The organism is Flavobacterium crocinum, from assembly GCF_003122385.1.
GTDB lineage: Bacteria > Bacteroidota > Bacteroidia > Flavobacteriales > Flavobacteriaceae > Flavobacterium > Flavobacterium crocinum.
Genome location: NZ_CP029255.1, coordinates 5,324,053 through 5,342,365 on the forward strand (window position 1 = coordinate 5,324,053; position 18,313 = coordinate 5,342,365).

The window sequence follows — 18,313 nt, forward strand, 5'->3', positions numbered from 1 at the left end:
TCTTATTATAAAGTCAAACTTAAATTGAAACCATAAGTAGCCGGTGAAGGCATCTGCCCCATTTCAATACCTGGTAAAATGGTATCTCCGTTTAATGCTGCTGTTTCCGGATCGTAAATTGGGAAATCTGAAACAGTTGCTAAATCTCTTCCGAAAAGTGAAAACTGAACTGACTGAAGTCCTGTATTTTTCAGCCATCTTTTTGGCATAGTATATTGAAGACTTATTTCGCGAAGTTTTCCAAAAGAAGCATCAAAAGAGTTGGATTCGATATTGGCTCTTCGATAATAACGAGTATACCAATCTGCTGTTTTTACTTGTATCGTATTGGGAGAATAAGAACCGTCTGCATTTTGAACTACACCTTCGCCAATGATAAAGCCGGTTTCCCTGCCCAAATTATTTGAATTCAATTTTCCTTGCTCAGAAAGTTTGTGATGTGTCTGCGAATAAATAATTCCTCCATACTGACCGTCTAAAGTAACATTCATAGTGAAGTTTCCGATTGAAAAACTATTCACCCAACCCGCTTTCCATTTTGGACTTGCATCGCCAATGTATTGAATTTCTTCAGGATACGCCGGAAGACCCGCATTATCGTAAACAATCTGACCATCAGGAGAACGTACAAATCCGAAACCGTAAATGGCGCTTGTGGTTCCGCCCACTTTTGCAATGATAGAAGCCGTTCCTCCTGTACCAATAATCTGCTGACCATCAATTCCTTCCGGAAGTTCCATTACTTTATTCCAGTTGCGAGACCAGTTTACAGTTGAATTCCATTTGAATTTTTCACCATCAATAATTTTTCCGCCAAGCGTCAATTCGATGCCTCGGTTTCTGACTTTTCCTCCATTCAAAACCGCACCACTGTAACCTGTTGAAAAATCCATTGGGATATCGATAATTTGATTTTTGGTAACACTCTCATAAATTGTAGCGTCTGCTGTAAGTCGGTTTTTAAGCATTCTAATTTCGAAACCTGTCTCAAAACTTGTTGTAATTTCAGGTTTAAAATGGTCGTTATATAAAACCGTTAAAGTCTGTGCTGAACTTGGAAAGGCACTTTGTCCGTAATATTTTTGGGTTTTATAAGGTTCTGTATCATTTCCTACCTGAGCAAAAGAAAGTCTGTATTTTAAGAAATCAATTGATTTAGGAAGTGAAACTATTTCAGAAATAACCGCACTTGTATTAATCGACGGATAAAAGAAGGAATTGTTTTCAACCGGAAGTGTACTTGTCCAGTCATTTCTTCCTGTAATATCAACAAAAAGCATATCCGCATAAGACATTGATACCAAACCATACAAACTGCTCATTTTTTTGTACGCATCACCTAAAGTCAAAATTGGTGCACTGGAACCATTTGAAAGTTTGTAAACTCCCGGTACAACTAAACCTGTAACTTCGGCTTCTGTTCTTCTGTATTTATAACTCATGGCATTTCCTCCGGCTGAAGCGGCAAGAGAGAATTTATTTCCGAAGTCTTTTTTATAAGAAAGTAAAAAATCAGAGTTGATTTCTTGTTTAAAAACATCTTGTCTTTCATAAAATCCTTTTGCATATCTGTTGATACTATAAGGTCTTTTCTGCTCCCTTGTCTGATTGTAAGTGTTCATAGAAGAGCGAAGCATTAATTCCAGATTTGACGACAAAGTGATGTTGGCAAAAATATTACCTACAATTTGATCACTGTCTAATGTATTAGTCGCTTCATAAGCAATCAAATACGGATTATCTATAAAAGAGCTGAAAGGATGTAACTGCTCGATTTGCTCTTTACCTTTCACCCAAATTGGACGATACCAGTCCAAGTCGATATTGGGCTGTTGAAAAATCATAAAATAAGCGATAGAACCATTGTTGTAACCTGTAGAAGGTAAATTGTCACTATTTCTTGTATTGTAATTTATTGCCGTTCCCAATTTAATTCTGTCAGATACCTGATAATTGGCATTAACAGCAGCAGTAACTCTATCAAAACCTGTATTCGGCATAATCCATTCATTCTTTTGATTTCCAACGGAAAGACGCATAGAACCTTTGTTATCTCCACCCTGAATAGAAATATTATTGTTTAAAGTCACACCCGTTCTCCAGAAATCTTTACGATTATCTCGGTAAGGCTGCCAAGGCAATCTTTGAGCCGACTGTCCTTGTAAAGTCGGATCATATTGGTAGAAATTCTGTCCCGTAAAAGCCGGTCCCCAGGCACTACTGGTTCCGCTGGTTGAAGTTCCGTCTGCCGAATTTCCATAAGAATAATATTGATTCCCCGAGGCATCTGGCGAATTTCCAGTTCCCTGTCCGTAAGTATATTGATAATCCGGCCATCTCTGGATCACATCAAATGTTGCTCCTGTATTTAAAGAAATTCCTAAACCTTTGTTTTTCTTTCCAGATTTTGTCGTAATAATTAAGGCTCCGTTTGCTGCACGGCTTCCGTAAAGCGCAGTTGCACCTGCACCTTTTAAAACCGTAACCTCATCGATATCATCCAGATTAAGATCAGAGATTCCGTTTCCGTAATCAATCGGAGAATCTTCTCCCATATAGGCGCTGCTTGAACCCGACGTTGTCATTTCAGCATTTACAGGAACTCCGTCAACAACAATCAAAGCATAATTTCCTTTTGGACTTAAAGATCTGTTTCCTCGAAGTGTAATCTGCTGAGAGTTTAATGGACCGGAACCTGTAGAAGTAATACTTAAACCTGCCACTTTTCCTTTTAATCCAGATGACCAGTTATTTGGTCTTCCCTGAGATAAATTATCAGATTTAATGGTCTGCTGTGAGAATCCCAAACGTTTCTCTTCTCTTTTAATTCCCAAAGCCGTTACTACAACTTCATTAAGTTCGCTTGTACTTAATTTCATTACAACAGTAATTGGATTAGCACTCGCTTGAATCTCTTGAGAAACATATCCCATGTAAGAAACTACAAGGACAGCCGAAGCATTTACAGCAAAGCTGAAATTCCCTTCCATGTCTGTCATCGTGTTTGTTTTTGTTCCTTTTTCAAGAATAGTAACTCCCGGCATCGGCATACCGCTTTCGTCCAAAACTTTTCCTCGCACATTCATCTGAGCACGAAGATTTTTGGTAACTGTAATAGTGTTGTTTAGTTTTTTAAATGAAAGACCTGTTTTTGCTGCTACTTTTGCAAGCACCCCATCAAGACTTTCCTTTTCTGCATAAATGGAAATGCGTTGCGAACTTCCAGATATCTTTTCGTCAAAAAGAAAAGTAAAAGATGTTTTCTGTTCTACTGCGCTGAAAAATTCTGTAATTGCCGCATCTTTTAGATTAAGGCTAATCTGCACATCTTTACCCGACTGTACAGAAGCAAATCCATTAAAGGAAGAAATTAATAAAATCATTAAGTAAAGATTTTTCATCTTTATATACTTATTGAAAAAAAATTGTAGTTTCGTATTCATTACTATTAGGCTCTAAATTTTATTTTTAGTCTTTTAAAATTGCCCGTTTCCGTTGCACCGGAAGCGGGTTTGTTTTTTCTGTTTTTAAGGTGTCTTTTTTCTTATAGTGATATGGTTTTTAGTTGTGTAATTTATTTTCAGCTGTTTTAAATAGGCAATACTTTCCAATACATTTTCCAGTTTTTCATCTTTAAACTTTCCGGAAATTGTAAGGTTGTTTAAATCTTGATCTTCAATTGTAATATCTACATTGTACCAGTTTTCAATAATTTTAACGGTTTCTGAAAGCTTGGTATTTTTAAGCATAATAGTATTACTGATCCAGGCGATTTTATCTTCGCTGTTTTCTGTAGAAATCTGCAGATCTGAATTCTTTATCAAATCGGCTTGTTGATTTTTAGTAATCTGCACTTTTTTTCCGGTTGGCGAACTCACTTCTACTTTACCACTAATCACACTTACTTTAGTATTATGATGGTTATAAGAATTAATGTCGAATGAAGTTCCCAAAACTCTCACTTTTACATCATGTGTTTGAACTATAAAAGGTCGTTTTACATCTCTGAAAACTTTAAAATAAGCCTGTCCAACAAGTGTAATATTTCTTGTAGTTTCAAATTCTTCCGGATAAGTAATGCTGCTGTTTGAGTTTAAGACAATAACACTTCCGTCTTTAAGGAAAATTTCTTTCTTTTCTCCTTTAGCTGTAATTTGAGTTATTACTTCAGGTTTAAAAATAAATTGAGCTGCAGTAAATGCAATCGAAAGTCCGACAACTAAAATTGCCGCAATTTTCAACGCTTTTCGAATAGTATATTTTTTTGGTTTTACCTTTAATTCTAAAAATATCTTATCTAGAATTACATCCCCTTTTTCATCAGATAATTCCATGTCTAATGATTGCTTCTGCATCTTATCAAAAAATGATTCAACGGCGATTTTTTCTTCAGGTGTGCAGGTACCTTCTTCGTATTTTTTTGCTAATTGCAAAAAGATTTCTTTTTTCAAAATATGTGCTTTTATAGACAAGTCACATTTTTTGAATCGAACAAGTAGTCGAAAATGCAGGCTTAACGTTTTCTTAAAACCGGTGTTTTTTAGTTAACATAAAAGAACGCCGCCCAGTAAAAAAGAAGATAATTATAAGAAGTGTTGTTTAAGCGAAGCTGCTTTAGAGCATTGCTGATATGTTTCTCAACAGTGTGAATTGACAAATTGAGTTTTACCGCAATTTCGGCATTTGTAAAATGATCCATTCGGCTGAGCAGGAAAACCTCTCTGCATTTAGGAGTTAACTTATTGATCTGATCGTTGATATTTTTCTCTAAATCAATATATTCCAAATCGTTTACAGTAAAGCCAGGATCTGGAATGCTATCTAATATTTTAATATGCTGCTGGTCGAATTTCAGGTTTCTGATTTGATTGGCAATCTTATATTTTACTGCTCTAAGAAGATAAGCTTCAAGGTTTAAGATTACAGTGTTGGATGCGTTTTTCCAAAGACTTATAAAGATTTCCTGAACGATATCTTCGCAGATCGCTTCATCTTTATAAATTTTAAAAGCATATGAATAAAGCTTTTTCCAATAACGGTTAAAAATAATTGAAAATGCAGCATCATTCCCTTCAAAAATTAATTTCTGAAGTTCGTCGTCAGTCATTTTCAAAAGATCTTTTTCCATGAGAGATAAAAAAGCAAATGAAAAACAACGAATAAAAATTACCTAAGAAACCAATTTAACTTTATGTTAAATTAATCTATTAAAAATCAATCTAGTCTTTTATCATTTGGATATGTCAAAATCAATTATTGCAGGAACTTTTTGGTTTGACGCTATAAATGATAAAGGCGAAAAAGTACAAATAAGAGAAGGACGTTTTGATTGGCAATATTAATATTCAAAGAAATGCTTTTTATACATTAATTCTGCTGATTACTATTTCAACCTGTAGGATAAATTAAATTAAAAAAGTAAATATAATGGTACACTATGGTTTTGATTTTTTTACAATCAAAGAATAACCTTAAGAAGTCATAGGCTAAGCAGTAAGTAATTTTAACGTTATAAAGAAGAAGCTAATCAAAACAAAAAACTAAATCCTCTATTCGTTTTGGATGAAAAGCCATCTTCAAATTTTTTGATTTCGTTTGACAAATATTTTTCATATTGATCTTTCATAAAATCCCTAAAAATTTGAATATTATCTTCTTTTCTGGTATCTATTAAAGCCTGAATATATTCTTGTTTATCTTCACTATTAACAATTGCTAAAGGAAGATCATAAAATGCCTGAATATAATTCATAAACAATCTGGAGGTTCTTCCATTACCATCATAAAACGGATGAATACTCACAAGATTAAAATGCGCATCAAATGACAAATACAGCTTTTCATCAATTGTCAAATTCTCTTTCATTTTATCACTTATAAATTTAACCAAGTCATTGGTAAGTCTTTCGACCTTATCATAATTTGGAAAATAAGAAACTCCTGCTGTAACATTCCCTTTTCTAAACATTCCTTTACTAGCATCAACTTCTCCTAAAATAGTATTATAGACACCTCCCGTGCTTTTCATAACATAAGAGTTAATTTCCTTAACTAACTCAACACTAACAGGAGTCTTACTTTTTGCCATATCAATAATAAAATGAAGTGCTTTAAAATGATCTGTTACCATCAAAGTATCATTAAGGGGCTTCCCTTTTGGCGTTAAACCGTCATCTAATAAAATTTGAGTCTCCAATTCTGTCAAAGTTGATCCTTCAATTTTTGTAGAATGGTGGCTTATAGAAATCAAATTGAATTTCTCATAATGCAATACATCAGTAATTCCTAAACTTTTATATTTTAAGATCAGAGATTCCATTGATTCGTGGTATTAGAAAAGTTGAATATAAAAATACAATTCTAAAATCAATTAAACAGACAACTTCCTAAAAATCATCGATAAAACCGAATAGATTGCGTAAAACAAAAAAGCCACTCAAATGAGTGGCTTTTCGTGAACGCAGAAGGATTCGAACCTTCGACCGCCTGCTTAGAAGGCAGGTGCTCTATCCAGCTGAGCTATGCGTCCATTATTTCAATTGTAGTCGGGGTGGCAGGATTCGAACCTGCGGCCTCCTGCTCCCAAAGCAGGCGCGATAACCGGGCTACGCTACACCCCGAGGCAAAATTTAAGCGGAGAGACAGGGACTCGAACCCTGGCGACGGTTACCCGTCGACAGATTAGCAATCTGCTCCATTACCGCTCTGGCACCTCTCCTTGCTAGTGGAATTGCTTCCGTTTTGCGAGTGCAAATGTATAACAACATTCCTTTTCTCACAAGCTTTTTTTCGAGTTTTTTTAGTTTTTTTTTATCTTTTTTCAAAACCACTTCACAATCAAACAAATAGAATTAACAAAAATTTCACTCAAATTTAAAATCTCTCCTATTCAACACAAAATTTGAATATAATTAAATAAACAGTAAATTTGCTTATAACTATTATTAAACAGAAAATGAACAAAAGAGTTGTTATCGTTTCTGCCGTTAGAACACCTATCGGAAGTTTCATGGGCGGGTTATCTACTGTACCTGCACCAAAACTAGGCGCTGCTGCTATAAAAGGAGCCCTTTCAAAAATTAACCTTGACCCAAAATTAGTCGATGAAGTTTTCATGGGGAATGTAATTCAGGCAGGAGTTGGACAAGCTCCGGCAAGACAAGCTGCTCGTTTTGCAGGATTATCAGACGAAGTTGCTGCGACAACAGTAAACAAAGTTTGTGCTTCCGGAATGAAAGCGGTTATGTTCGCTGCCCAGGCAATCGCATGTGGTGACGCTGAAATTGTAGTAGCGGGCGGAATGGAAAGCATGAGTTTGATTCCACATTATGTACAAATGCGTGCCGGAAACAAATTTGGCCCGGCAACAATGTTGGACGGAATGCAGAAAGATGGTTTGACAGATGCTTACGACAACAACGCAATGGGAGTTTGCGCTGATTTGTGTGCAACTGAATACAAAATTACTCGTGAAGAGCAAGACGCTTTTGCCATCCAATCTTATGAAAGAAGTGCAAAAGCCTGGGATGCTGGAAAATTCGATAATGAGGTTGTTCCTGTTGAAGTGCCTCAAAGACGCGGAGAACCTATTATATTTTCTAAAGACGAAGAATATACTAATGTGAAATTAGATAAGATTCCATCTTTAGCACCAGTTTTCACAAAAGACGGAACTGTAACTGCAGCAAATGCTTCTACAATTAATGACGGAGCTGCGGCTTTGGTTTTAATGTCTGAAGAAAAAGCAAATGCTTTAGGTTTAAAACCTATAGCTTACATAAAAGGTTTTGCAGATGCTGCACAGGAACCAAAATGGTTCACAACAAGTCCGGCAAAAGCATTACCAAAAGCATTAGACAAAGCTGGAATCTCAATTTCTGATGTTGATTTCTTCGAATTTAACGAAGCTTTCTCTGTTGTTGGATTAGCCAATGCAAAAATCTTAAACTTAGATAACGACAAAGTAAACGTAAACGGTGGCGCTGTTTCTTTAGGACATCCTCTTGGAGCTTCTGGGGCACGTATCATTGTAACTTTACTGAATGTTTTAGAACAAAATAATGCAAAAACCGGAGCTGCTGCAATTTGCAACGGAGGCGGAGGCGCATCAGCAATTGTTATCGAAAGAGCTTAAAACAATATCTCAAAAAATCAGGAGTTATAAAGGTAACTCCTGATTTTCAACTTATAAATTTCCTTACATGTTTGGAATTTGCAATCTTGCCATAGTACCCGTTCGAGCTGAAGCTAGTGACAGAAGTGAAATCGTAACACAGCTTTTATTTGGCGAACATATCGAAATTTTAGAACGCCATAATCAATGGGCTAAAATAAAAATTCAGTTTGACGACTACGTTGGCTGGGTCGATTCTAAACAATATCAGGAAATTACAAAAGAGCAATTCGATCTTTTGAGCAAAGAGTCAATTATCTTAAATGCTGATTTAATTGATTATATCACAGCACCAAATAATCTCTTGCTTCCTATTCCACTTGGAGCTTCCTTATCTTTTTTAAACAATAGCGAAATCAATACTTCTAATTTTGATTTTGAAGGAACCAAAACCAGTGGTATAAAACCCAAAAGCGCCTTAATCAAAACCGCTTTTATGTATTTAAACGCTCCGTATTTATGGGGTGGAAAAACGCCTTTTGGAATTGATTGCTCTGGTTTTACCCAAATGGTTTACAAACTAAACGGCTACAAAATCCATCGTGATGCTTCTCAGCAAGCACTTGAAGGCGACCCTTTGAGTTTTATTGAAGAATGCGAACCAGGTGATTTGGCTTTCTTCGACAATGATGAAGGAAATATTACCCATGTCGGCATCATTATGGAAAACAACTACATCATTCACGCAAGTGGAAAAGTACGTATTGATCGTTTAGATCATACCGGAATTTACAATCCGGAATTAAACAAACACACTCATAAACTTCGTGTAATCAAGAAAATTATCTAGTAAAAATTCCTTATAAAAAGAAGCAATGACAAAACTTGAATTATCCAAAAACGGCTTTCAGATCAACAATGTAAACATCGAATTCCCAATTGATATAAAAGTTTTACAAGAGGTTTTAGGAGATTCCAGATACACTAAAAAAAAGTACAATCATATTTATACCTGGGACGATCTTGGTATAATGGCCTTTTCTAAAAAAGGAGACCAAGTAGAAAGTCTTGCGATTGAATTTGAAGTTAAAGAATATGATTATTGTGCAAAAAGCATTTTTACCGGAGAATTTATTTTCGAAGGCGAGAAATTATTTCAATACTACGAAAACAACAAAAAACAGCTTGTAAAACTTTTTAAAGGAGACCGAAGCGGCGCTTTTATCCTAAACGGAATCAGCGTTTGGTTTGACAAAGAAGATGGTAAAATTACAAGTTTAAGCATTTCTCCACGCGAGGAAGAAGAGAAAAAAGTTTCAGCTCCTGTTGATCCCGAATTCAAATTCTTTGAACCACTTTGGAAAGAATGGATTTCTGAAATCAATAAAATTGTTTCTGAAAATAATGACTATTACAATCTTGCAGAAGGAATTTCAGAAGATGATATAAATAATCATTCAGTTATTGAAGATGAAATAACAATTCCTCTTGCTCTCGTAAATTTCTACAAAGTTCAAAACGTAGATTACGATGCCGTTACTTCAGCATTTCAGTTCTCGATAAACAATTGGAGTTACGAATTGATTCCGTTTCAGGACATTGCCGAAGAATGGATTTCCATACAAGACCTACAATTTGACGAAGAAGATTTACCGGAACAAGATGAAGTAGATTTCGAAAAAATCAAAACCAACAACTACGCCAATCCGAAATGGATTCCGTTTGCAACCGGACGAAACGGAGATTATTTACTTTACGACACAGATCCTGCATCAAAAGGAAAGTTTGGACAAATCATAGAACTTCAAAATGAATCCTGGTCAAGAATCATCGTCGCTGATTCGTTAAAAGAATTAATTCAAAACGAAATCAACAGTTTAAAAGCGGGCAAAACCGAGCATTTTGATTTTATTGTAGGAAAAGAAAATTAGAGCACACGGATAAAACAGATTTGCTTTGCGGAAACACAGATCTACACGGATTTTTTATTTTTTTCTCCCGCAGATTTAGCAGATTATGCGGATTTGTTTTTTTTTTTTAATCTGTTTGATCTGCTAAATCTGCGGCAGAAAATTAATAAGCAAAAAAAAATCCTTTTTAATCCACTTAATCTGTAGCAAAAATAAAATTAGTACAAATTCGGGAAATTAGTGGCTAAAAAAAACTAAGCACTCAATCGAATCGTCTTTCTAAACTCAGACGGACTATACCCTTTTTGCTTTCTAAAAAACTTATTAAAGTGGCTTTCATCCGTAAAACCAAATTCATACGCAATTTCATTAATACGTTTATCACTAAACTGCAAACGATGCTCAATCAGTTTCGTTTTATAATTACTAATATATTGCTGCATAGTTTCACTCGCATGTTTCTTAAAATAACGCCCTAAATACGTATTCGAAATCCCAAAATAATCACTAATCGATTCCGCTTTAATTTTTTCAGGAAAATAAATATTGTTCTGAATGTACTGCAGAATATCCATTGCCTTTGCCTCTGTACCAATATTAACCTGCTCCGGAAGATATTTCGCAATATTTCTCGCCACAATAATAATCAGTGTATTGACCAATTGCTGAATCAATTCCTGATTGTAAACATCTTTATCCTGATGTTCGCGACAGATTGCCTCAATCATCACTTTCACCAGACATTTATCAGGATCATTTTTAAGAATACAACCCGGCTGATGATTCGCATTTTGAAGAATATATTCCAATCGCTGTACATTCTCGTTTTGCAGACTCGAATTTTTCAAATAAATATCATTAAACCTCAAAAAGAAAAACTTTGTTTCCGTTTCAATGGTAAAATTATGACAATCTTCTGGCGTCAATAAAAACAAATGCCCTGGATCGTATTCAAAAATATTCTTATTAATACATTGTCTTCCCGTACCTTCTAAAATATAAACCAGTTCAAAGAAATTATGGCGATCACCCACATCGGGATATTCGTTTAAAGTTTCAAAAGAAACCGTAAAAGGCTCGTATAAATTCTCTTTTTTCATAATTCGTTTTTATTTGAAGTTGCAAATATACCTAAAAAAGACAAAATTATACCATTTTACACTCGTTTAAATGGTATAATTTTGTCAAGAAAATTTGTAAAACATAATATATATCAACATGGAATATAGAAAATTAGGCAATTCAGAACTAGAATTATCAGCCATAACATACGGCGCTTTTGCTATTGGCGGAACCATGTGGGGCGGAACCGAAAAGAAAGATTCAATCGAGTCAGTTCAGGCTTCTATCGACCACGGCGTAACCACAATCGACACTGCTCCTTTTTACGGATTTGGTTTAAGCGAAGAAATGATCGGAGAAGCTATAAAACCTTACGATCGTTCAAAAGTGCAGTTGCTTACTAAATTCGGTTTAGTTTGGGACGGAAGCAACAACGGAAAAGGAGACTTCTTTTTTGATGCTGATGATAACGGAAAACAAGTGCCTATTTACAAATACTCATCCAAAGAAAATGTAATTAAAGAAATCGAAGAAAGCTTAAAACGCCTTAAAACTGATTATATCGATTTACTGCAAATTCACTGGCCAGACAGCACAACGCCAATTTCTGAAACTATGGAAGCAGTTGAAACCTTAATTCAACAAGGAAAAATCAAAGCTTTTGGAGTAAGTAATTACAATATCGAACAAATCAAAGAAGCACAAAAAACGGTTCAGATCGCATCAGATCAGGTGGCCTACAGTATGTTAAACAGAAGCATCGAAAAAGACTTGCTTCCGTTTACCATCGCAGAAAATATCGGAATCATTGCGTACAGTCCAATGGAAAGAGGTTTATTGACAGGGAAATATTTCACCGACAGCAAATTAAAAGAAAACGATCACCGCAACGGCTACTTCGGAAAATTTGATTTACAAAAAGTAAAAACTCTAATCGAAGAATTAAGTTCACTGGCAAACGACAAACACATTTCTATCGCACAATTGGTATTACGTTGGACAACATTACAAAAAGGAATCGCAATTGTATTAGCCGGAGCAAGAAATGCAGAACAAGCCATTTCAAACGCCAAAACAATGGATTTCGATTTATCAGCATCGGAACTTACATTCATCAATGAAGCTATTGCTAAAATAGACTAATTATCTTTTTAAACACATAGAAACATAGTAAGCATAATTTGTCATTTCGACTGAAAGGAGAAATCACACTAGAAACTCTACAATGTATATCACCAATCTTTGTCGAATCCCGAGTGTGATTTCTCGTTCCTCGAAATGACAAAATTTACGTAAACTATGTGTTAGAAACTAGTTTCTTTCAATTCCCTTACCAAGAAAGAAAAAATCTATGCTTCTATGTGTTTAAAAAAATCTCAACAATTAAAATAATTTGGGCGTGTTTCGCCGCGGCGAACCGGGCTATCCGCTAAATCTTTTACTTTTTAAAGAAAAAAGTAAAAGGATATCGCTCCTATCCCTCACGCATCCGTTTTCAAAAGAAAGACTTATATCTCAATTTAGGTAAATAAAAATTTTGCGCCTCTGCGCCTTTGCGAGATTAAAAAATAAAGAAAAAAAAGCGTCTATAATTTCAATACAAAGACACTCATAAAACCAATAGTAAAAATGAAAAAGATATTTATAATTAACGGCGGACAGAAATTTGCTCATTCAGGCGGAAAATTCAACAAAACAGTTCAGGACTGGACAACCGAATTTCTTTCCAAAAACAACGAATACGAAATAAAAACAACTCACGTAGAAGACGATATTGATCTTGACAAAGAAGTAGAAAAATTTGTCTGGGCAGATGTTATCATTTACCACACACCAGTTTGGTGGTTTCAATTACCAAACCTTTTCAAAAAATACATCGACGATGTTTTCACCGCAGGTCACAACAAAGGAATTTACAAAAGCGACGGAAGAAGCCGTGTAAATCCAGACATCAACTACGGAACCGGCGGACTTCTGCACGGACGAAAATATATGTTGACCACAAGCTGGAATGCTCCTGCAACTGCTTTTACACTTCCGGGCGAATTCTTCGATCAAAAGTCGGTTGATGAAGGCGTAATGTTTGGTTTCCACAAAATGAACAAATTCACAGGAATGGAAAAACTAGACGGATTCCATTTTCATGATGTTGAGAAAGGCGCTACGACAGAAAATATCGCTATCTTTAAAGAGAATTACACGAAACACTTAGAGCAAACTTTTAAAAACTTATAATTATGATTTCGATTACCGCAATTTTAAAAAGTAAACCAGAGCATTTAATTGAAGTTAAAAATATGCTTACCCACCTAATTACCGAAACTAGAAAAGAAGAGGCCTGCATTCGTTACGATTTACATACCTCCGAAAATGTTTTTATTCTTTGGGAAGAATGGAAAGATCAGCCAGGATTAGATTTACACAATAGTCAATCCTATCTGCAAGATTTCATCAAAAAAACAGAAACCTTGGTTTCAAGTCCAATACAGGTCTATAAAACAGAACAAATTTTATAAGTTTTTTAGTTAGCCACGAATTACACAAATTTCCACTAATTTTTATCCGCTAAGAAAAAATTAATTCGTGAAAATTAGCGTAATTTGTGGCTATAAAAAAATTATTTAATTCCGCCAAAAGCACCGAAACACATATTTTTATGCAAAATTTCGACTTTTGAAAAACCAACTTTTTTCATTAAATCCAATTGATAATTCATCGATCTCGGAGAATCTTCTTTTTCAATATAATCCAAAACTTTTTGGCGATACTCCGCCCCTCCAATTCCTTCCAAATATTCTCCATAACGTTGCCAAGTATATTCGTTCAATAATTCTGTGTCCTGTGTGATTAAATCCGAAATCATCAAACATCCTCCAGGTTTCAACAATTTAAACAATTTAGTAAAAGTAGTTTCCCAATCTTCATCATCACGCAAATGATGTAAAACGGCACCCGCTAAAATAATATCAAAACTGTTTTCTTCTAAATCCAATTCACGAATATCGCCTTGTTTTATTTCGACTTTTTCATTTGTTACTGCTGAAACTCTTTCAAAAGCACGATCTAACATCGGTAAACTCAAATCGACCAAAGTGCAATTCAAGTTTGGTACTTTAGACAACATCATCAAAGTATAATTTCCCGCTCCACAGCCAACATCTAACACCTTTTTAGCATTAGGAACGATACGTTTTGAAGCTTCAGTAATTAATTCCAAAGAAATAGTCGCATCTATTGTAGCCACTTGCCCTGTTTCTAAATTTGAAAATCGTTCGACATCCTTATCAAATCGTTCTTTAATTTCTTGAATAGTTGATTTTTTCATGGTCTTTTGTTTTTTTATCTCTCGCAGATCACGCAGATTTAGGGGATCTTTTTGCTATTATTGATCGGAATTTTTATGATTAAGAATGATTTTAATAAAATTAATTAATAATCTGTCCTATCTGCTGAATCTGCGAGAGAATTGTTTTTCCTTTAAAGTTAGGGGGCATTCGTTAAGAGTTATGTGTCATTTCTTTCACGCTTTACTCATAACATTTAACTCTTAACTTCTAAAACCAAAACTATCTCTTTCATAAATACTTTAAAAATACTATTTTTATCAATTAACAATACTTTAAAAGTATCATGGAATTACGTCATTTAAAATATTTTCTGGCTGTAGCCGAAGAACTGAATTTTACCAAAGCTTCAGAAAAACTCTTTATTTCACAGCCACCATTAAGCCGACAAATAGCAGAATTAGAAGAAGAACTTCAGGCAAAGCTTTTCATTAGAAATAATAAAAAAGTCGAACTCACAGAAGCAGGAAAATATTTTGAAAAAGAAATTAAAACTCTTTTCCAGAATTTGGAACTTATTTCTGCAAAGACAAAAAAGATAGCCGAAAATGTTTCTGGTGAATTCAGAATCGCTTATATCAGTTCGATTTATTCAGCAGTAATTTCAGATTTAATAAAACATCTTAAAGCACAATTTCCTTATGTAAATTTCAAACTTTTTGAAATCTCAACCACCAAACAAATCGATGCTTTAGAACAAGGTAAAATCGAAATGGGAATTATTCGTTCTCCCGTAAAATCTCCAAAAATCAAATCGCATTTATGGTTTCAGGACGGATTTTCAATTGTTTTTAATAAAAAGAATATTCAGATAAAATCGGAAAAAGAAATTCTAAACCTGAAAGATGAAACTTTCGTTTTCTTCAACAAAGATTATGCACCACATTATCACGAAGTTTTACTCGAACTTTGCGCATTTTATGGCTTTACGCCAAAGATTATTCACGAAGCGAATAATATCAATTCAATAGTTCAACTAGTCAAAAACGGATTAGGAATTTCGATTGTTCCTTCGAATATTGCAAAGAATAATCAAGATCCTGAAATTGATTTTATTGAATTGAAGAAAGTGAATCTTTTTACAAATGTTTCAATTATAACTTCTAAAGAGGATGATTCTGAAATTACAAAAACTGCTGTTGATTTTTTATTGAATAAAAGTAGTTCACGCTAAGTTTTGTGATGAAATTAATCTCGCAAAGACGCGAAGGCGCAAAGTTTTTATTTATAAGTTGCGTCCAGCTTTAGCTGGATGGGGAAATAATTAAGTTTAAAAGGCTTTAGCCAAACAACTACAGATTTGGCTAAAGCCTTTTTCAATTCAACTTTTGTACCTCCAGCTAAAGCTGGAGGCAATTCAAAAAATCCTTTTAATCCTTTAATCTGTGGCAAAAAAACTTTGCGCCTTAGCGTCTTTGCGAAATTAAATTATAAAAAAACTTTCCGCCTTAGCGCCTTCGTGGCCATAACAAAAATTCGTTACAATTTAGTACAGAAATCCACATTATAAAAAGAGAACTTTTAAATACCTTAGCAAATTCAAATTCTACAATAAAAATTCAATATAAAAATGGCTGAGCAATCTTCAATTCAGTGTCCAAACTGCGGAACTCCTATCGATGTCAATGATGTTTTAAAACATCAATTGGAAGACAGCATCCGTAAAGAATTTCAACAAAAAGCAACTATTCAAAATAAAGAATTAGAGCTTAAAAACGAGCAATTGGACAAAGCCAAAGCCGAATTTGAAGCCAAAAAGAAACAAGAAAACGAACTTTTTGCGGAGCGTTTGGAACGTGAAAGAAAAATTGCCGAAAAGGAAATTTCTGAAAAACTAAAAACCAAACTCGAAGAAGAAAACAAAGATCGTTTGCTTTTAATGGAAAAAGAACTCTCTGAAAAATCGGAAAAAATCAGGGAATTAAATAAAATGGAAGGTGAAATCGCCAAATTACAGCGTGAAAAACTGGAAATGAAAGATGCTATTCAGGCCGAAGCCGAAAAACAATTGAACACACAATTGGCTTTGGAACGCGAAAAAATCAGAAAACAGGAAGACGATAAAAACGAGTTAAAATTTAAAGAACTTCAAAAACAATTAGAAGAACAGAAAAAATTAACCGAAGAAATGAAACGCAAGCAAGAGCAAGGTTCTATGCAATTGCAAGGCGAAGTAATGGAATTAGCGATTGAAGAATGGCTGGCCAACAACTTCCCGCTTGATAGCATTGATGAAGTTAAAAAAGGTGCAAACGGCGCCGATTGTCTTCAAATTGTAAATACTCGCGAACATCAAAACTGTGGTTCGATTTATTACGAAAGCAAAAGAACCAAAGCTTTTCAGCCATCTTGGATCGAAAAATTCAAAAATGACATCAGAATCAAAAGAGCCAATATCGGCGTTTTGGTTACCGAAGTAATGCCAAACGGAATGGAAAGGATGGGCATGCGCGACGGAATTTGGATTTGTACCTATGAAGAATTTAAAGGTTTGAGTGCTGTTTTGCGTCAGTCTTTAATTCAGATCAATCAAGCCGTTCAGGCGCAGGAAAACAAAGGCGATAAAATGTCGATGTTGTATGATTTTTTAACCAGCAACGAATTCCGTTTGCAGATTGAAGGAATTGTAGAAGGTTTTACACAAATGCAAAGCGATTTAGATTCTGAAAAAAGAGCGATGCAGAGAATCTGGAAACAACGCGAAAAGCAAATTGAGAAAGTGGTTCACAATACTTTAGGAATGTACGGTTCCATTCGCGGTATTGCTGGAAATGCAGTTCAAAGCGTTAAAGCTTTGGAATTGGATTTTATTGAAGGTAATGATGAAGAGGAAGAAAGTAAGGAATTGCTTGAATAATTTCGATTTAAAAAAATAAAAGCTCTCGCAGATTTTGCAGATTAAGCAGAGAAAATCCATTTAATCTGTAGAATCTGTGGCAGTAAAAATATCTGCTCAATCTGCAACCCGAGCGATAGCGAACAGGCGAAGCAAATCTGCGAGAACAAACAATAATTAATCCACCTTCTTAAAAACAGCCAATTTCCCAGAAGGATTGGACAAAATCAACTGATTATTACCTATAGAATACGTAGTTGTGCTTTGCAACGCTTTAGTAAACTCTCCCTCCTTATTCCCAGAAGGGCAAGCCATAAGAGTAGAAAGAACCTTTGAAAATCGCAGAACATCCTTTTCATAAAAAATCTGCCCGCTTAAAGGATTACAACCACCATAACCAGAAAATCTGTTTTCTGCCGAATTAATTTCGATTCGCGGAAATTCCTTTTGAAAATCAGTTGCAAAAACTTTGTAACCATTTAATTCTTCCAAAACCCAGATATCATGAAGTCGATAATCGGTAATGTATTTTCCGCATCCGCTAAGTTTTTTAAATTCTAATTCAGAGTTATTTTTTATTTCGACTTTCACACTGTAAGGCGAAATCGCACCAGACATCGAATCCTGACAATCCAACTGCTGAATTGTAATAATTCCGGAAGCAGTTTCGTTGCTTACCTTATACATTTTTACATTCGCGTCCATAGCTCTGATGGCGTCAACCGCAGGAAAAGTGATACTTTCTTTCCCCGGAATTAGTGAAGTAAAAACAATATTATCATTTCCTATTTTGACTCCCCAAAATGGCTCGTTTCCAGTTGCTTTAAAATAAAAGTTCATATCGTCCTGATTTACTCCTTGTTGAGCAGTTTCTTTTGTCTCTGAAGTTTTGCCTGCCGAAGTTTTACAGCCCACTATCAAAGACAGTAAAAGCAAAAGTGGTATTATTTTTTTCATACTATTTGTATTTGGAATGTGCTTTCTGCTAAAACACCTATAAAATTCTTATGAATTTACGACATTTTTTTGAAATCGTTATTTAGAATCT

At 34.8% G+C, this 18,313-nt stretch carries 15 protein-coding genes and 3 tRNA genes; 8 read left to right on the plus strand and 10 right to left on the minus strand.

The window, feature by feature from the left end; all coding sequences use genetic code 11:
* Positions 1-5: 5 nt before the first annotated feature.
* The 7 genes from HYN56_RS22510 to HYN56_RS22540 all read right to left on the minus strand — a co-directional run bounded on the left by HYN56_RS22510 (position 6) and on the right by HYN56_RS22540 (position 6,718).
* Entirely contained in the window at positions 6-3,401 is a 3,396-nt protein-coding gene (locus HYN56_RS22510; protein ID WP_240622618.1) for a SusC/RagA family TonB-linked outer membrane protein, read from the minus strand.
* A gap of 126 nt (positions 3,402-3,527) precedes the next feature.
* Positions 3,528-4,451, minus strand: a complete 924-nt coding sequence (locus HYN56_RS22515) for a FecR family protein (RefSeq protein WP_146194631.1) — start codon at positions 4,449-4,451, stop codon at positions 3,528-3,530.
* Positions 4,452-4,540: 89 nt separating this feature from the next.
* Positions 4,541-5,128 (minus strand): RNA polymerase sigma-70 factor, encoded by a 588-nt coding sequence (locus HYN56_RS22520; protein ID WP_109194254.1) that lies wholly within the window; start codon positions 5,126-5,128, stop codon positions 4,541-4,543.
* 399 nt (positions 5,129-5,527) lie between these two features.
* Positions 5,528-6,319, minus strand: coding sequence for a Fic family protein (locus tag HYN56_RS22525; protein ID WP_109194255.1), 792 nt, complete (start codon positions 6,317-6,319; stop codon positions 5,528-5,530).
* A 136-nt stretch (positions 6,320-6,455) separates the two neighbouring features.
* Positions 6,456-6,529: transfer RNA gene (locus HYN56_RS22530), tRNA-Arg, on the minus strand.
* Positions 6,530-6,545: 16 nt separating this feature from the next.
* Positions 6,546-6,620, minus strand: a tRNA-Pro gene (locus tag HYN56_RS22535).
* A gap of 14 nt (positions 6,621-6,634) precedes the next feature.
* Positions 6,635-6,718, minus strand: a tRNA-Ser gene (locus tag HYN56_RS22540).
* A gap of 237 nt (positions 6,719-6,955) precedes the next feature.
* On the opposite strand from HYN56_RS22540, the gene HYN56_RS22545 reads away from it, so the two are divergent.
* The 3 genes from HYN56_RS22545 to HYN56_RS22555 all read left to right on the plus strand — a co-directional run bounded on the left by HYN56_RS22545 (position 6,956) and on the right by HYN56_RS22555 (position 10,044).
* Positions 6,956-8,134 (plus strand): acetyl-CoA C-acyltransferase, encoded by a 1,179-nt coding sequence (locus HYN56_RS22545; protein WP_109194256.1) that lies wholly within the window; start codon positions 6,956-6,958, stop codon positions 8,132-8,134.
* Between the two features lie 67 nt (positions 8,135-8,201).
* The gene (locus tag HYN56_RS22550; RefSeq protein ID WP_109194257.1) at positions 8,202-8,963 is read left to right on the plus strand and encodes a C40 family peptidase; all 762 of its coding nucleotides are present in this window, start codon (positions 8,202-8,204) and stop codon (positions 8,961-8,963) included.
* Between the two features lie 25 nt (positions 8,964-8,988).
* On the plus strand, positions 8,989-10,044 hold the full coding sequence (locus HYN56_RS22555; RefSeq protein WP_109194258.1) for an SMI1/KNR4 family protein: 1,056 nt from the start codon (positions 8,989-8,991) through the stop codon (positions 10,042-10,044).
* Between the two features lie 233 nt (positions 10,045-10,277).
* On the opposite strand, the gene HYN56_RS22560 is transcribed toward HYN56_RS22555, so the two are convergent.
* On the minus strand, positions 10,278-11,123 hold the full coding sequence (locus HYN56_RS22560) for an AraC family transcriptional regulator (RefSeq protein ID WP_109194259.1): 846 nt from the start codon (positions 11,121-11,123) through the stop codon (positions 10,278-10,280).
* A gap of 118 nt (positions 11,124-11,241) precedes the next feature.
* Here HYN56_RS22560 and HYN56_RS22565 point away from each other — a divergent pair, with 118 nt between their 5' ends.
* The 3 genes from HYN56_RS22565 to HYN56_RS22575 all read left to right on the plus strand — a co-directional run bounded on the left by HYN56_RS22565 (position 11,242) and on the right by HYN56_RS22575 (position 13,601).
* The gene (locus HYN56_RS22565) at positions 11,242-12,228 is read left to right on the plus strand and encodes an aldo/keto reductase (protein ID WP_109194260.1); all 987 of its coding nucleotides are present in this window, start codon (positions 11,242-11,244) and stop codon (positions 12,226-12,228) included.
* A gap of 486 nt (positions 12,229-12,714) precedes the next feature.
* On the plus strand, positions 12,715-13,320 hold the full coding sequence (locus HYN56_RS22570) for an NAD(P)H-dependent oxidoreductase (protein WP_109194261.1): 606 nt from the start codon (positions 12,715-12,717) through the stop codon (positions 13,318-13,320).
* A 2-nt stretch (positions 13,321-13,322) separates the two neighbouring features.
* Entirely contained in the window at positions 13,323-13,601 is a 279-nt protein-coding gene (locus HYN56_RS22575; protein ID WP_109194262.1) for a putative quinol monooxygenase, read from the plus strand.
* 101 nt (positions 13,602-13,702) lie between these two features.
* Here the strand turns inward: HYN56_RS22575 and HYN56_RS22580 are convergent, their stop codons facing one another.
* The gene (locus tag HYN56_RS22580) at positions 13,703-14,410 is read right to left on the minus strand and encodes a class I SAM-dependent methyltransferase (RefSeq protein WP_109194263.1); all 708 of its coding nucleotides are present in this window, start codon (positions 14,408-14,410) and stop codon (positions 13,703-13,705) included.
* Between the two features lie 305 nt (positions 14,411-14,715).
* Between HYN56_RS22580 and HYN56_RS22585 the strand changes: the two genes are divergently transcribed.
* Positions 14,716-15,603, plus strand: a complete 888-nt coding sequence (locus tag HYN56_RS22585; RefSeq protein ID WP_109194264.1) for a LysR family transcriptional regulator — start codon at positions 14,716-14,718, stop codon at positions 15,601-15,603.
* A gap of 396 nt (positions 15,604-15,999) precedes the next feature.
* Positions 16,000-17,286, plus strand: coding sequence for a DUF2130 domain-containing protein (locus tag HYN56_RS22590; protein ID WP_109194265.1), 1,287 nt, complete (start codon positions 16,000-16,002; stop codon positions 17,284-17,286).
* Between the two features lie 156 nt (positions 17,287-17,442).
* On the opposite strand, the gene HYN56_RS22595 is transcribed toward HYN56_RS22590, so the two are convergent.
* Entirely contained in the window at positions 17,443-18,222 is a 780-nt protein-coding gene (locus HYN56_RS22595; RefSeq protein WP_109194266.1) for an META domain-containing protein, read from the minus strand.
* Positions 18,223-18,313 lie beyond the last annotated feature (91 nt).

What these genes read in the sequence shown, in the direction of transcription:
- HYN56_RS22510 (WP_240622618.1), bottom strand. Translation starts at nt 3,401, where the DNA reads ATGAAAAATCTTTACTTAATGATTTTATTAATTTCTTCCTTTAATGGA.
- HYN56_RS22520 (WP_109194254.1), bottom strand. Translation starts at nt 5,128, where the DNA reads ATGGAAAAAGATCTTTTGAAAATGACTGACGACGAACTTCAGAAATTA.
- HYN56_RS22525 (WP_109194255.1), bottom strand. Translation starts at nt 6,319, where the DNA reads ATGGAATCTCTGATCTTAAAATATAAAAGTTTAGGAATTACTGATGTA.
- HYN56_RS22545 (WP_109194256.1), top strand. Translation starts at nt 6,956, where the DNA reads ATGAACAAAAGAGTTGTTATCGTTTCTGCCGTTAGAACACCTATCGGA.
- HYN56_RS22550 (WP_109194257.1), top strand. Translation starts at nt 8,202, where the DNA reads ATGTTTGGAATTTGCAATCTTGCCATAGTACCCGTTCGAGCTGAAGCT.
- HYN56_RS22555 (WP_109194258.1), top strand. Translation starts at nt 8,989, where the DNA reads ATGACAAAACTTGAATTATCCAAAAACGGCTTTCAGATCAACAATGTA.
- HYN56_RS22560 (WP_109194259.1), bottom strand. Translation starts at nt 11,123, where the DNA reads ATGAAAAAAGAGAATTTATACGAGCCTTTTACGGTTTCTTTTGAAACT.
- HYN56_RS22565 (WP_109194260.1), top strand. Translation starts at nt 11,242, where the DNA reads ATGGAATATAGAAAATTAGGCAATTCAGAACTAGAATTATCAGCCATA.
- HYN56_RS22570 (WP_109194261.1), top strand. Translation starts at nt 12,715, where the DNA reads ATGAAAAAGATATTTATAATTAACGGCGGACAGAAATTTGCTCATTCA.
- HYN56_RS22575 (WP_109194262.1), top strand. Translation starts at nt 13,323, where the DNA reads ATGATTTCGATTACCGCAATTTTAAAAAGTAAACCAGAGCATTTAATT.
- HYN56_RS22580 (WP_109194263.1), bottom strand. Translation starts at nt 14,410, where the DNA reads ATGAAAAAATCAACTATTCAAGAAATTAAAGAACGATTTGATAAGGAT.
- HYN56_RS22585 (WP_109194264.1), top strand. Translation starts at nt 14,716, where the DNA reads ATGGAATTACGTCATTTAAAATATTTTCTGGCTGTAGCCGAAGAACTG.
- HYN56_RS22590 (WP_109194265.1), top strand. Translation starts at nt 16,000, where the DNA reads ATGGCTGAGCAATCTTCAATTCAGTGTCCAAACTGCGGAACTCCTATC.
- HYN56_RS22595 (WP_109194266.1), bottom strand. Translation starts at nt 18,222, where the DNA reads ATGAAAAAAATAATACCACTTTTGCTTTTACTGTCTTTGATAGTGGGC.